At 64.7% G+C, this 13,731-nt stretch carries 15 protein-coding genes and 2 pseudogenes; 11 read left to right on the top strand and 6 right to left on the bottom strand.

Features of this window, described 5'->3' with window-relative positions; translation table 11 throughout:
• From ACYVDK_RS06010 to ACYVDK_RS06000, 3 genes and pseudogenes are all read right to left on the bottom strand, one after another.
• Positions 1 to 300: pseudogene (locus tag ACYVDK_RS06010) on the bottom strand (molybdopterin-dependent oxidoreductase); the annotation flags it as partial.
• Between the two features lie 350 nt (positions 301 to 650).
• Entirely contained in the window at positions 651 to 1,160 is a 510-nt protein-coding gene (locus tag ACYVDK_RS06005) for a VOC family protein (RefSeq protein WP_460519400.1), read from the bottom strand.
• Complete coding sequence (locus ACYVDK_RS06000; RefSeq protein WP_460519403.1) at positions 1,157 to 1,462, bottom strand: TetR/AcrR family transcriptional regulator C-terminal ligand-binding domain-containing protein; 306 nt, start codon at positions 1,460 to 1,462, stop codon at positions 1,157 to 1,159. The genes ACYVDK_RS06005 and ACYVDK_RS06000 overlap by 4 nt, the downstream gene beginning before the upstream one ends.
• A 131-nt stretch (positions 1,463 to 1,593) precedes the next feature.
• Between ACYVDK_RS06000 and ACYVDK_RS05995 the strand changes: the two genes are divergently transcribed.
• The 8 genes from ACYVDK_RS05995 to ACYVDK_RS05960 all read left to right on the top strand — a co-directional run bounded on the left by ACYVDK_RS05995 (position 1,594) and on the right by ACYVDK_RS05960 (position 9,628).
• The gene (locus ACYVDK_RS05995; protein WP_460519397.1) at positions 1,594 to 1,752 is read left to right on the top strand and encodes a hypothetical protein; all 159 of its coding nucleotides are present in this window, start codon (positions 1,594 to 1,596) and stop codon (positions 1,750 to 1,752) included.
• A gap of 38 nt (positions 1,753 to 1,790) precedes the next feature.
• Positions 1,791 to 2,726 (top strand): DMT family protein, encoded by a 936-nt coding sequence (locus tag ACYVDK_RS05990; protein ID WP_460519394.1) that lies wholly within the window; start codon positions 1,791 to 1,793, stop codon positions 2,724 to 2,726.
• 159 nt (positions 2,727 to 2,885) lie between these two features.
• Complete coding sequence (locus ACYVDK_RS05985; RefSeq protein WP_460519391.1) at positions 2,886 to 3,266, top strand: DoxX family protein; 381 nt, start codon at positions 2,886 to 2,888, stop codon at positions 3,264 to 3,266.
• A gap of 635 nt (positions 3,267 to 3,901) precedes the next feature.
• On the top strand, positions 3,902 to 4,345 hold the full coding sequence (locus tag ACYVDK_RS05980; protein WP_460519388.1) for a hypothetical protein: 444 nt from the start codon (positions 3,902 to 3,904) through the stop codon (positions 4,343 to 4,345).
• Entirely contained in the window at positions 4,342 to 4,983 is a 642-nt protein-coding gene (locus tag ACYVDK_RS05975; protein WP_460519385.1) for a gluconate 2-dehydrogenase subunit 3 family protein, read from the top strand. The genes ACYVDK_RS05980 and ACYVDK_RS05975 overlap by 4 nt, the downstream gene beginning before the upstream one ends.
• Complete coding sequence (locus ACYVDK_RS05970) at positions 4,980 to 6,614, top strand: GMC family oxidoreductase (RefSeq protein ID WP_460519382.1); 1,635 nt, start codon at positions 4,980 to 4,982, stop codon at positions 6,612 to 6,614. Before ACYVDK_RS05975 ends, ACYVDK_RS05970 begins: the two co-directional genes overlap by 4 nt.
• An 11-nt stretch (positions 6,615 to 6,625) precedes the next feature.
• Positions 6,626 to 8,470 (top strand): thiamine pyrophosphate-requiring protein, encoded by a 1,845-nt coding sequence (locus ACYVDK_RS05965; RefSeq protein ID WP_460519379.1) that lies wholly within the window; start codon positions 6,626 to 6,628, stop codon positions 8,468 to 8,470.
• A 33-nt stretch (positions 8,471 to 8,503) separates the two neighbouring features.
• Positions 8,504 to 9,628 carry an enolase C-terminal domain-like protein gene (locus tag ACYVDK_RS05960; RefSeq protein ID WP_460519376.1) on the top strand — a complete coding sequence of 375 codons (1,125 nt, stop codon included), beginning with the start codon at positions 8,504 to 8,506 and terminating at the stop codon, positions 9,626 to 9,628.
• Positions 9,629 to 9,876: 248 nt separating this feature from the next.
• Here the strand turns inward: ACYVDK_RS05960 and ACYVDK_RS05955 are convergent, their stop codons facing one another.
• Together ACYVDK_RS05955 and ACYVDK_RS05950 are read right to left on the bottom strand one after the other, a co-directional pair.
• Complete coding sequence (locus ACYVDK_RS05955; RefSeq protein WP_460519373.1) at positions 9,877 to 10,974, bottom strand: fatty acid desaturase family protein; 1,098 nt, start codon at positions 10,972 to 10,974, stop codon at positions 9,877 to 9,879.
• A 277-nt stretch (positions 10,975 to 11,251) separates the two neighbouring features.
• Positions 11,252 to 11,731 (bottom strand): hypothetical protein, encoded by a 480-nt coding sequence (locus ACYVDK_RS05950; protein WP_460519370.1) that lies wholly within the window; start codon positions 11,729 to 11,731, stop codon positions 11,252 to 11,254.
• Positions 11,732 to 11,801: 70 nt separating this feature from the next.
• On the opposite strand from ACYVDK_RS05950, the pseudogene ACYVDK_RS05945 reads away from it, so the two are divergent.
• The 3 genes and pseudogenes from ACYVDK_RS05945 to ACYVDK_RS05935 form a co-directional block, all read left to right on the top strand.
• A pseudogene (locus ACYVDK_RS05945) lies at positions 11,802 to 11,927 on the top strand (SDR family oxidoreductase); the annotation flags it as partial.
• A 159-nt stretch (positions 11,928 to 12,086) separates the two neighbouring features.
• Positions 12,087 to 12,521: a PPC domain-containing DNA-binding protein gene (locus ACYVDK_RS05940; protein ID WP_460519367.1), complete on the top strand. Its 435-nt coding sequence runs from the start codon at positions 12,087 to 12,089 to the stop codon at positions 12,519 to 12,521.
• Position 12,522: 1 nt separating this feature from the next.
• On the top strand, positions 12,523 to 12,864 hold the full coding sequence (locus tag ACYVDK_RS05935; protein WP_460519364.1) for a hypothetical protein: 342 nt from the start codon (positions 12,523 to 12,525) through the stop codon (positions 12,862 to 12,864).
• Between the two features lie 10 nt (positions 12,865 to 12,874).
• On the opposite strand, the gene ACYVDK_RS05930 is transcribed toward ACYVDK_RS05935, so the two are convergent.
• Positions 12,875 to 13,678, bottom strand: a complete 804-nt coding sequence (locus tag ACYVDK_RS05930) for an SDR family NAD(P)-dependent oxidoreductase (protein WP_460519361.1) — start codon at positions 13,676 to 13,678, stop codon at positions 12,875 to 12,877.
• Between the last annotated feature and the right edge of the window lie 53 nt (positions 13,679 to 13,731).

Genomic DNA, 13,731 nt, shown 5'->3' with positions numbered 1-13,731 from the left:
ACCCGCCCAGCGTCGCCAAAGCTCGAGGATGCCGGCAATCACGGCTGCCACCAGGGCGGCTGCTCCCACGGTGGCGAGTAGGAAGAGCTTGTCGTTGGATCCGAACAGCTCGATGGCGAGCTCCTTCGCCCAGCGCGGGACGATGTCGACCACGAACGACCCGACCGCGATCAGCGGGCTCGCATCTCGCGCGGCGAGAAGTGCGACCACTTCAGCGACGGCGACGAAGAGGGCACCGCTCACCGCTCCTGCCAGCGCAGCCCACCCGCCCGCCGCGAGGTGTCTTCTTCTGATGCTCACGAGAATTGTTCGGTACGCCCACGGCGACCGGATTGGCGATTCACCCAATTCGGCACCATTTGCAAGGGATGGCCCACGGGTGTATGCGGATCGAGGTGGTCGCGATGGACGGTTGGACGGGTTCACTGGGTCGGCCCGTCGATGGCGGCCACACCACGCAGCGTCGTTGTCGGCGCGCCTTCCGCGCCGACATGGCTTGCCTGTTCGGTCCTGATCCGAGCTGCTACTTCGATTCCCTCAGATCTACCGCGCCGCCTGCAGATCGAGGTCGCCCGCCTTCCGGGCGGCTGCCCACTGGTATCGCAACCCCGCGATGACAGTGTTTTCAAGGGATCCGATGGGTCGGCTTCTCATTGTGTGGGGGAGATGCCGAAGATCCATGTGACGCCGTAGAGGTCGGTGAGCATGCCGTACTGTGACGCACCGGACCCAGGTGTTGTCAGCGCCGCGATCACCGCTTCACTTTCGGTGAGCCTGTCCCACGCCGGGCTGATCTCTTCGAGCGTTTCACCGTTGAGCAGCAGAAAGAGTGCTTCCTGGTGCGTGAGCCCGTCAGCTCGACGGTGAGCGCTGGGGGAGCTGCCGGCGATGCCGCCACCGCTGGCACCGTACACGTCGTAGGCGGCCATGCGGAACCCGTTCTCGCCGACGACGGCACCGAACGCCACGTGATCCGCGTCGTCGACATCATCCGCAATCGGAGCGAACGTGACGGGGCCGCCGTTCGGGTCGTCGTGTGGAACACCGAACTGAGCGTACGTTGCAATCATCAGTTGGCCGCCGAAGATCGAGTGGTAGAACTCCAGAGCCTGGCGGGCGTTGCCGCGGAAGTTGAGGTGCGCGGCGGTGGTGATGCTCATGGGGTGTCTCCGTAGTCTTCTCTGTCGTGTGCGATGGATGATGAACGGCCTGCCCGCAGGGCGGGGATGATGACGCCGTCGAGGAGGGCGACGGAGAATTCGCGCGTGATGGGTTCGTTCTGTACGGCCCGGCTGATGCACATCATCGGTATGACTGCGGCGAGCGTGTCGATGTCGGCCGGTGGGAACTCGCCACGTGCAACAGCGCGGCGAATCAGTGCACGGTTCGCTTCGATCCAGGGCCCGATGGCCGCATGGGTGGCGGCGTCGGCGAGGCGCTTGTCGGTCCAACTCCGAGCCAGCCGTCATGAATCTCGTCCGCAGCGGCCATCCAGCCAGAGGCTGACCCGGGTGGCAGTCCCTCGTCCGTGCATGGATTTGGGGACGCGTCTAGCCCTGGTCTGCGTGCTCCGGGTCACTTAGCGTTACCGGCATGTTGATCTTGCTGATCGTGCTTCTCGTGGTCTGGCTCATCGTGGTCGTAGTCGGGTTCGCGTTCAAGGGCCTTCTATGGTTGGCGATCATCGGCATCATCCTTTTCATTGCAACGGCCATCATCGGCGCGATCCGTCGGGCGTCGAAGAGGTCCTGAGCTGTCGCTGTCGAATCGGCATGGAAGAAGGGTGATACGTGGGTCTCGTTCTCGTCTCCCTGACGCCCGCGCAGTCCTTGGGAATCCCAGTGGCGCTGCTGGGTTCGGTCTTCCTCGCCGTAGGGGCTGAGCTCCAGCAACACGGAGTCACTAAAGTCGGCCACGGGAGCTCGACAGAAGGTTCGCGCTTGGACTGGCGGCAACTTGCCGCGCTCGCGCGCCGACCGTCCTGGCTGCTGGGTAGTCTCCTGCTCGGCCTCGCGATCGTGTTTCAGCTGTTCAGTCTCTACCTTGCTCCGCTGACCGTCGTTCAACCGCTCGGGGCCATCGCCTTGGTCGTGACGGCTCTGATTACCGCACGACTGACCAGAACACGCCTGCGGCTGCCCGCCATTCGCGCGATCCTGTGTTGCGTCGGCGGGGTCGGCCTCTTCGTCGCGGTCGCAGCGCTGACCACCACGACGATCCCGATCACCGACGCGCAGCTGTTGATCGTGGTGATCATCCTGGCAGCCGTTCTCCTGCTGTTCGGCATCGGATTCGCGCTCTTCCGCAGCAGATTCACACGGTTGTTCTACATCGTCGGCGCCGGCGTGCTCTTCGGGTTCGTCGCAACGCTCGCCAAGGTGCTGATCACGCGAATACAGACCATCGTCCACGACGGCTTCCACCTCAGCCCTGCCGACTGGCTGACCGCCAGCTGTCTGCTTGGTCTTGTCGCTGCCGCCATGCTCGGTTCCTACTTCGTGCAGACCGCGTACTCGTCCGGGTCTCCGGAGCTCGTCGTCGCAGGACTCACCGTCATCGATCCGCTCGTGGGCGTGAGCATCGGGATCGTCGTGCTCGGTGAAGCCGCTGGGGCGCCCGCATGGGCTGACATCGTGTTCATCGTCGCCAGCGCGATCGCCGTCTACGGCGTCGTCCAGCTTTCCAGGCATCAACCGCAACCGATGATTCGGGCGGGACCCAGCTGAACCGACGGACATGACCCAATGCAGTCAATGCTCGACTCCCGCATTGCACGGGCCAAGGCCATCGTGGAACTCATTCTCCACCGGCGGCTGCCGTCCGTGCGGGCAAGCTCGTCGCTCAATGCGTGGACAGATGCGATCGCCTGCGGTTAGGTGGGGCATATGCGTTCGCTTCTTCGTTGGCTTCTCGCCGCAGCGATGACCTTTGCTGGGCTGAGCCATCTGTTCTGGGCGCGACGAGAGTTTCGATCGCAGGTACCGGACTGGGCGACAGAGATCGTCCCGATCGACAAAGACGGCGTCGTCATAGCTTCCGGAGCCGTCGAAGTGTTGTTCGGTATCGCGCTTGTGGCGCTACCACGAGAGCGTCGACGAATCGGCGTCCTGCTCGCGGCCTTCTTCGTCGCTGTGTTCCCGGGCAACATCGAGCAGTACCGACAGAAACGGGCCGACTTCGGGTTGAATACCGACAGGAAGCGCCTCATTCGATTGCTTTTCCAGCCGGCGCTCGTCGCCTGGGCGCTCTGGTCGACGCGGCGCTGATCATCGCACGTTCCCTTTCGGAGTCGTGCTGACGGTCCAGTCGACGAACCGGTCCATCAAACGTTCCCGACAGGGAAGACGCGGAACGATTTGTACTATGTCCGTGCACTCATCGTCGCAGCACGGTCGCCGGCAATGACACCCTCAGACGAAGCCGACCCACTCAGGCGCCGCTTTACCGCTATCGGAGAACTTGCTGCGGTACCGAGGAGCGCCGACTTCCATGAGTTTGCCGACCCAGCTGTAGAGGTGTTCAGCGTATTGGTTCGAACCGCCCGGGCGGAGTCTGCCACCCGCATCGTTGAGTTCGAGTTGAGGCCGGGCTGACGATGCGTTTGATCGCACGTCTGCGCAACGCGACCCCCGCGATCAAGGGTGGCCGCAGTTGCCATGGGTTCGATCAGCGCGGGCCGGACGGCACGTCGACGTGACACGGAGAGCACGTCGTTCTTTCGTTACGTCTCGCCACGCGCGCGTGCACTCGTCCTCGTGTTGTCACAACCCCTTGTCGCGCACTGGGGTCGGAGTGATACTTCCCCAGTCGCACCCATGCTGAGCGAACGATCGTCAGCGTGTCGTGCCACTGGGCATTGCCGACGGGAGGAGATCGAGTGATACCGAAGGAGAGCACGCGCATGGCGGTCGAGGCCGTGTACGGGATCGACCGGATGGTGCACAACGTGCGGACCGGCCGTTTCGAACGCAGTCTTGCTGCGCTCACGGCAGGCGGTGCGGTCGTGACCGCCGTGGAGATCTTCTTCGAGCATGACAAGGCAAGCTTCGGCAACAACTGGATGTGGGTTCCTGTCGTGCTGGGTCCGGTCGGCGCCGCGGCGGGCATTGCCGGGGTGTGCAGTCATCGCGCGGCGAAGACCCTTCTGCCGTTGGCGTCCGCCACGATCATCGCCAACGGTCTTCAGGGGCTCTGGCTGCACGCCAGGGGCATCAAGCAGAAGCCGGGGGGTTGGAAGAACTTTCGCTACAACATGGAGATGGGGCCTCCTTTGATGGCGCCGTTGCTCGTCACGCTGGTCGGCGGGATGGGCCTCCTCGCGGCAATTCTGCGGAGGGAGAAGTGAGCGTTTTGCCGCTGAACCCCGCACACGGAGGTGGCAGGTATCCGCGGTTCGATGTGATGGCGCAGGCGAAGCATTGGGACATCGCAACCCGCACGGTCGTGCAGAGTCGCCTGGGTCGGTTGCCCGGCATACGGTTCTTCACGCAACAGGAGCATGCGGCGGCGGCGGCGTTGTTCGACCAGCTGTTGTATCAGCGCACTGAACCCAGAGTGCCCGTCGTGCAGATGGTGGACATGCGGCTTGCGGAGAAGCAGACCGACGGCTGGCACTACGACTCGATGCCTCCGGACGACCAGGCGTGGCGGGACACGCTGGCCGGTCTCGACGCGGATGCCGTTGCCGCTCACGGCACGACCTTGGCGGAGTGCTCGTGGGAAGACCAGTCCGCAATCCTCCAGGCCGTGCAGGATCTCGAATCGAGCCTGTGGCACGACATGAATGCGGCACATGTCTGGAGCCTGTGGACGCGCTATGCATGCGCCGCCTTCTATTCGCATCCTTGGGCCTGGGAGGAGATCGGCTTCGACGGTCCCGCGTATCCGCGAGGGTACAAGAACCTCGGTGTGGACAAACTGGAGCCGTTCGAGGTGCATGACTCGCATCCGTACGACAACCCGTTGCCGGAGGACCACGGATGAGCGCGGTAAGGGAACGCAACGAATCCGCCTGGCTCATGACGAGCGATGGTTCCCAGATGCAGCACGGGCTGCGTGCGAACATGCGCCGATTCGATGACGGCGACGAGGTCGACCTCCTCATCGTGGGCTGTGGTGCCGGCGGCTCGACACTGTTGCAACGGATGGCGAGGGCGGGTCTGAGAGTTGTAGCTCTGGACGCCGGCCCATTCTGGGAGCCTGAGGCCGACTGGGTGAGCGATGAGGCGGGATCGCACCATTTGTACTGGACGGAACCGCGCGAAATCGGTGGCGCCGATCCGGTTCCGCTCGGCTCGAACAACTCGGGGCGCGGTGTCGGAGGGTCGATGGTGCACTACGCGGGATACACCCCGCGGTTTCATCCCAGTGACTTTCACACGCGTTCGGCGGACGGAGTCGGAGCCGACTGGCCGATCCGCTACGACGACCTGAAGGGGTACTACGAACACATCGAGGCCGAGTTGCCGGTCTCGGGTCAGCATTGGCCGTGGGGCGACCCGCACTCGTACCCGTACAGCCCACATCCGGTCTCGGACAACGGCGAGTTGTTCCTGCGCGGAGCCTTGGCCTGCGGAATCACCGCCAAGGTGGGCCCGGTCGCGATCCCCAGCGGCCGTTTCGGCAACCGGCCGCACTGTATCTATCGGGGGTTCTGCCTGCAGGGCTGCAAGGTGAACGCGAAGGCGTCTCCGCTAATCACCCATGTTCCGGATGCCCTTGCGCATGGCGCCGAGGTGCGTCCGGACTCGATGGTGACCCGAGTCGAAGTCGATCAGCGAACGGGGCGAGCGACCGGCGTTCACTACGTTCGTGGCGGCATTGAGAGGTTCCAGCGGGCGGCGATGGTCGCCGTTGCCGGCTACTCGATCGAGACGCCCCGTCTTCTGCTGAACTCGACATCTCCTCGTTTTCCGAACGGCCTGTGCAACGACTTCGATCAGGTTGGCCGCTACCTCATGGTGCAGGGCGCGCCCCAGACCGGTGGCCGCTTTGACAGCGAGGTGCGGATGTTCAAGGCGCCTCCGCCCGAGGTCAGCACGGAGGAGTTCTACGAGACCGACCCGAGCAAGTCGTACAAGCGCGGGTTCTCAATCCAGACCGTTTCGCCGCTGCCCATCACGTGGGCGGAACACGTGATGGCGCAAGGTTATTGGGGTGCCGATCTCCGCAACTACATGAGCGATTACGTCCACTGGGCGGTGCTCGGATCGCTGTGCGAATTTCTGCCGCAGCCGCAGAATCGAGTGACTCTCGCCGAGGAGAAGGATCGCAACGGCATGCCGATCGCTCGATTCGAATACACGCAGTGCGACAACGACAAGGCGCTGGTGAAGGCTGCGACCGGCGTGATGGAGGAGATCTTGAAGGGTGCGGGTGCCGACGAGGTGATCACCATCGACCGCTACGCACACTTGGTCGGCGGGGCCCGCATGGCCGCCAACGAAAAGGAAGGGGTCGTCGACGGCTACTGTCGCTCGTTCGCCGTGCCCAATCTGCTCATCGTCGACGGAAGCGTGCTGCCGACACAAGGCAGTGCGAATCCGGCCCTGACCATCATGGCCGTGGCAGCCCGAGCAGCAGACCGGCTCATCGGCCACCCCAACGTCGAATAGTAGGAGGAAACATGCCAACGGTCAGTGACTTCGTGATCCAACGAGTGAAGGACTGGGGGGTCAGCAGGGTGTTCGCCTTCCCCGGTGACGGCATCGGGGAGTTCGACGGAGCACTCGGTAAGGCACAGCGCGAGGGTGAAGGGCTGAAGTACGTGCGGCCCACCCACGAGGAGATCTGCTCGCTGATGGCGACGGCGCATGCGAAGTTCACCGGCGAGGTCGGGGTGTGCATCGCGACCTCCAGCCCGGGCGCGTTCCACCTGCTCAACGGGTTGTATGACGCGCAGATGGACAACCAGCCGGTCGTCGCCATCATCGGCCAGCAAGGGCTCAACGCGCTGGGAACGTTCACGCAGCAGGAGAGCAACCTGGAGCGCATGCTGGCGGATGTCGCCGTGTACGTGCAGACGATTGTCTCTCCCGAGCAGGCGCAGGCCGTTGTCGATACGGCGTTCCGTACCGCGCGCGTGCGCCTGGGGCCGGCCGTCGTCATCCTGCCCCACGACGTGCAGGGCATGAAGATGCCTGAACTGTCGCCGGCGAACTGGGTGTCCCGGTCGAGCGCCGTCGCCCCCTCCATCTCGATCGTTCCCCCGGAGAGCGAGATCGTGAAGGCCGCGGCCATCATCAATGCAGGCAGCAAGGTCACGTTCCTCGTCGGCCACGGTTCGAACGGTGCGACCGACGAGGTTCTCAGGGCGGCCGAACTGTGCGGTGCCGGCCTCATCACGGCGTTGCGGGCGAAGCAGGTGGTGCCCTCTGACGTGCCCTACCACTCGCAGCAGCTTGGGCTGCTGGGTTCACTGCCGAGCGTTCACCAGATGAGCGGATGCGACACGCTCGTTTTTCTGGGAACCAACTACCCGTACAGCCAGTTTCTGCCGCCGAGCGGGCAGGCGAGGGCCATCCAGGTGGACCTCAAACCGGAGCAGATGGGTTTGCGCTACCCCACCGAGTTGAATCTGTGGGGCGATGTGAAGGCGACGCTTGCGGCTCTCATTCCGCATCTCGAGCAGAAGTCCGACCTCTCCTGGCAGGAGAGCGTCGCGCACGACATGATTGAGTGGGAGAACGAGATGGAGAAGCAGGCGATGCTGACCTATAAGGACGGCGTCAATCCCCGGCGGGTCTATCACGAGCTCAACAAGCGCCTGCCTCCGCAGGCCATCGTCACCGCAGACGCCGGCTCGACCGCCGACTGGTACGGGCACCACATCCGGCTGCGTCGCGGCATGTCGGGCGACCTCTCCGGAAGGCTCGCGAGCATGCTCGCCGCGATGCCGTATGCCACGGCGGCGAAGTTCGCGCACTCCGAGCGGAGCGTCATCTGCACCATCGGCGACGGTGCCTTCCAGATGCTCGGCATGAACGAACTCATCACCATCAAGAAGTACATGGCCGAATGGGACAACCCGCAGTTCATCATCATGGTGCTGCACAACGACGACCTCACCCAGGTGTCCTGGGAGATGCGAACCGAAGACGCGAACCCGGTGTGGGCGACGTCTCAAGACGTCGAGTCCGTCGATTACGCCGGATGGGCCGAACTGGTCGGTTTCACCGGCATCCGAGTCAAGAGCGATGACGACGTCGCCGCCGCGTGGGACACCGCGTTCGCCAACCGGGGCGTCACCCTTATCGACGCATACACCAGCAAGAACGTGCCGCCGCTGCCGGCGCACATCACGTTCGAGTTCGCCAAGAACACGGCTGAGGCGTTGCTGAAGGGTGACCCGGATGAGTCGGCCGTTCTGGTCGATTCGGCGAAGGCTCTGGTCGCCGAGGGAATCGAGCGGGTCAAGGGAAAGCTCCACATAGGCCAGGATCACGAAGAAGAGGACAAGACGGATGAGTGACGTCGTGTTCGTCGACAGCGCTCGGCGGCAATGATGAGCGACACCGCTATTCGCGCCGTGCGTGCCAGGGTGTACGTGGTGCCGACGACGTTCGAAGGCGAGCCGCAGCACGAGTCCGACGGCACGGCCGACTGGAACTCGACGACGGTGCTTGTCGTCGAGATCGACGCGGGCGGATGCTCCGGGCTCGGCTACGCGTACATGTCGTCGACCGGTCTCGCCCTGGTGCGCGACGTGCTCGCGCCGCTCGTGACTGGGCGGGACGCGATGGCCACGCCACAGCTGTTCTGGAGCATGGCGCGGGCGGTGCGCAACATCGGCTGGCGTGGAATCGCGGCCAGCGCCATCTCGGCCATGGACGTCGCCCTGCACGACCTCAAAGCGAAGCTGTTCGAGGTGTCGCTGCTGAACCTGCTGGGTGCCAGCCGCGACCGCATCATGGTCTACGGCAGCGGCGGGTTCACGAGCTACAGTGACGCGCAGCTGAGGGAGCAACTGGGCGGTTGGGCCGAGCGGGGAATCCGCGCCGTGAAGATGAAGATCGGAACAGATGCCTCAGCGGACCCCTCGCGGGTGCGCGTCGCCAGGGAGGCGGTCGGTGACGACCTGCAACTGTTCGTCGACGCGAACGGTGCTTACAGCCGCAAGCAGGCGCTCGGCATGGCGGAGCGGTTCTGGCACGAGGAACGCGTGGCCTGGTTCGAGGAGCCGGTCTCCAGCGACGACCTCGAGGGTCTGCGACTGATGCGCGACCGCGGTCCGGGCGGCATGCAGATCGCGGCGGGGGAGTACGGCTACATGCCGGCGGACTTCCGTCTGCTGCTTGCTTCGGGCGCCGTCGACACGATGCAGGCAGACGCCACCCGCTGCGGCGGCGTCACGGGGTTCGTGAACGCCGCCGAGCAGTGCGTCGCATGGGGTGTGCCGCTGAGCGCGCACTGCGCACCGGCACTGCATGCCGTGCTGACGGCATCCGTCGAACCGGGTGTGCACGTGGAGTACTTCCACGACCACGCACTGATCGAGCCGTTGCTCTTCGATGGCACGCCCGAACTCGTCGACGGATGTCTCGTGCCCGACCCGTCGCGCCCCGGGCTCGGGCTCGAGATCACCGGCCGCGGCGAGGCGTACCGCACCGAGTCGTGGGAGTGGGACTGAGTCCCGCCGGCCGCGACGCCGCTATCCAAGCGCCGGGCTACGCGACCCTGCCTACAGGGAGCCGTTGGTTTTCTGCCTCGATTCGCAGTTCGTACCTCTTGCCATAGGGAACCTGCCGCCCCGGCCTGCTGGAGCAAATCGGCTAGCGGATTGCCGCACTCCAAGGAAGGCCGCCTTCCTCGGACTGGGCAAATCCCTTCATCAGCGAATCTTGATCGCACCACGAACGTGAGAGACCAAATTGAGGGTCAGATGCTCTGGCGTCGCTCCAGCATCGGGCATGCGAACGGATCCTTGTCGCCCAGGCCCACACGGTTGATGTAGCGGAACACGATTCCGTAGGACTGCACGAGTCCGGTCTCGAGGTACGGCACGCCGTGGTCGGTGCAGTAGCCGTGCACGATCGGTGCGGCGTGCCGCAGGTGGGGACGCGGCATCGACGGGAACAGGTGGTGCTCGATCTGGTAGTTCAGGCCGCCCATCGCGACGTCGAGCACCCGGTTTCCGCGGATGTTCCGGCTCATCATCACCTGTCGGCGCAGGAAGTCGAGCTTCATGCTCTTCGGAACGATGGGCATCCCCTTGTGGTTCGGCGCGAACGACATTCCCATATAGAAACCGAACAGCCCGAGCTGCACGCCGAGAAACGCGGCGGCCTTGTCCGGCGACAAGAAGACGAAGACCAGCCCCAGGTACGCCAGGATGCGCACCGTCAGGAAGGAGATCTCCACAGGCCTGTGCGGGAGGCGTTCACCGCCGAACGCCCGTCTCACGCTCGACGCGTGCAGCGAGATGCCTTCGAGAGTGAGGATCGGGAAGAAGAACAATCCCTGATGCGACATCAGCCATCGCAGCGGCCACGGCCTCGGCCGTGCCGCCTGCTCAGGAGTGAAGGAGACCACGGGCAACTCGATGTCGGGGTCGGATCCCTCACGATTCGGGTTGGCGTGGTGCCGGGTGTGCTTGTGCTGCCACCAGCCGTAGCTCATCCCGATGAACAATCCGCCGAGGATGAGGCTGACCCAGTCGTTCCACTTGCCGGAACGGAAGATCTGCCGGTGCGCGGCATCGTGGCCGAGGAACGCGATCTGGGTCAGCACAACGGCGAAGAGCGCGGCAACCGCCATTTGCCACCACGTGTTGCCGACGATCAGGAACACGGCGACGCAGACGGCGAGAGTGATCGGCACGCCGACGAGTTTCGTCCAGTAATACCCGTACCGACGCCGCATCAGCCCGGACTCCTGGATGGCTCGGGCCAGCGCGGTGTACTCGTTCGACGCCGCCGCGTGCGGCGTCGTGACCCTGACCGGTTGCATTCCGGAGGGAGCCTGGATCGTGGTCATGGTGTCCGCCCGTTCTCGCCGCTTCGCGACGACTGTTGAGAAGTCAGGCGATCAGGGTCCGGGACAACCTTCTCCAAAGGTACCCGCTCACCCCCGTGAACGGGGGCCGGCGTAGCGACACCCAGCGCACCCCAGTCGATTCGCCCAAGCTGCGGCTGAGCATGGACAACGCTTTCGACGCGCTCCGTCGCTAGGCCCGCGACCGCGGACTTCCGTTGCGCACGGTGGCGACCTCCGTCGTTGAGCGCACGGTGGACGTGGCCGCGCTGTCTCAGCGCTAGAGCGCCGGATCGGATGCAGTGGGAGCCGGCACCCGCGCGGCGAAGTTGACGGATTCGGCGAGTTTGACGACCGCGGCGGCGCGATCCTGTTCCAGGTCGCTGGCGATCTTGGATTGCGCTGCGGCGATCACGCGCTTCGCCCTGACCTGCACGCTGATCTCGGCGAGCCGCTCGCCGAGAAGCGCGGCAAGTCCGTCACGCAGTTCCTCGAGGTTCGTATTCGCGATCACGAGACGGCGATCGGAGATGGTCAATTCGATGGTGGGATGCCCATGCTCGGTGAGGAAGTCGCGGGTCTCGGGGCTCAAGATGCCGGCGAGTTCCTCGACCTCCGGGCGCCTGGTGAAGACCGCTTCGATGGCGTACCGTTCTGGAGCCGACGCGGTAAGAAGTGCCGGCGGTAGCGAGCCGACCAGTACCGAACGCAGACCGAGCACGCCGATGTCGGCGTCGTTCGCGGCTGAGGAGGTTTTCATGATCGAACGCTACGCCAGGGCACTGTACGTAGCATGTGGTCTCGAATCGAAGGGGGATCGAAAAGGAAGCACTCCGCTTGGCCGCCCGGCCCAGCCTGCCGAACTCGCCGCCGTGTATGTGCTTCTGGCAAGCGATGAGGCGTCGTACATCTCGGGAGCCCGCGTCGCGGTCACCGGCGGCCGGCCGATCCTCTAGATAGCGGACGGGGCGAGAGCGCAGACCGAGCACGACAGGCCCGACGTTCCAAGCTTCGTTGGGGGTTGAGACCGGAGCGAAGAAGGTGCGTTGCGGGAATCACCGACGGTCTGCGTCGGGGCCGGAAGCGATGCGCAGCATGACGGGAAGGAAGGCTTGATGCAACACAAGCAGGTGGATGAAGACCCGCGACGGTTCGCGGTGATCTTCCAGACGGGCGACGAGCTGCTCGAAGGGCTCGGCGAGTTCGCGAAACGCGAGCGCATCGAGAGTGCGAGCTTCACGGCGATCGGCGCGCTGTCATCCGTGCAGCTCGCCTGGTTCGACTGGGAAGCCAAGGAATATCGCACGTCGGTCGAACTCCAGGAGCAGGTCGAACTCGTGTCGCTGGTGGGCGATGTGGCGGACAACGAGGGTGAGCCGTCGGTGCACGCCCACGTGGTGATCGCCCGGTCGACCGGAGAAGCGCTCGGCGGGCACCTTCAGCGTGCGGTGGTGCGCCCAACGTGCGAGGTCGTGCTCACCGGGACGGAGGAGCGGCTACGCAAGCGCGTCGATCCCGAGTCGGGGCTGCCGCTCATCCGAGTGGATTGACGTGGCTCAACTGCCTGAGGACCGCCACCATCCGGCGCGCGACCCCGATCCGACGCTCGTGCGCAATCAGCCAGCGTTGCGGAGCTCGACCGGGCGCGTGTGGCTCGTGGTCGGAGCGATCACGGCGGTGATCTGCGTCGCCGTGCTCTTGCTGCAACTGCGCAATAGTGTGCCGTTTTCGGTGCTCGGTGCGATCGTGGTGGCTCTGCTTTACGCGGCCATGGTGCTACTGCGGGTATTCATCGCGCAGCCGCCGCGGCTCGTTGTGATGGCGTGCTTCTTTGGCGCGATTCCGGCGTGGACGATCGTGTGGCTCCTGCTGATCATCGCTCACGCGGTTTGAGTGGGCCGCATCAGATCGTGGCGACCGAGCCACCGTCGACCCGGTAGTTCGACCCCACAACAAAGGATGCGGCATCAGAGCAGAGGGACGCGATAACGGATGCCACCTCGTCGGGCTCGCCGCGCCGCTTGAGTTCCAAGAAGGGCCGTTCTTCGTCGAGGAACGACTGGACGGCATCGTCCACGCTCGTGCCGAGCTGATCCGCGCGCTCGCGCATCATCGCGTCGGTCATCGGTGTGTGGATGAACGCCGGCGAGACCGTATTCACCAGGAGCCCGTCCTTCGCGCATGCCCTCGACAGGCCCTTCGACAGCGCGAGGATGCCCGCCTTCGCCACGCAGTATGGCAGTTCGTTCGCGTACGGTTGAACACCGTCCTCGGAGGAGATGAACACCAGTCGCCCCCAGCCGCGGCGAAGGTCGGGGAGAAACTCCCTCGCGACGCGCGCCGGTCCGAGTAGGTCCGTCTCGATGGTGCTGCTCCATCCGTCATCATCGATCTCATCGAACGCGCCCTGCGTGCCGGTGATGCCGGCACACTGCACGAGGATGTCAATGGGCCCGACCGCATCCGTCGTGTCTTTGTGCAGTCGTGCGAGGCCGTCGAGGTCGGTGACGTCGGCAGCGAACGCGTGCAGCGCCCCTGGCGGGGCATCCATCCGCGTGACCGCCTCGTCGAGCTTCGTCTGATCAAGATCCGTGAGGACGACGGATGCCCCCTCGCTCAGAAGTGCGCGCCCCGTGTGCCAGCCGATGCCGGAGTCGCTGCCGGTGACGAGCGCCTTCTTGCCTGCGATGCCTAAGCCTGGATCCACCGATGTGCTCGTGGCCGGTGGATGATTTCGGTTTGGGCGGTTCGTTGTCGTGG

The organism is Humibacter antri (genome assembly GCF_054777235.1).
This window is presented reverse-complemented; position numbering and strand designations above follow the sequence as displayed.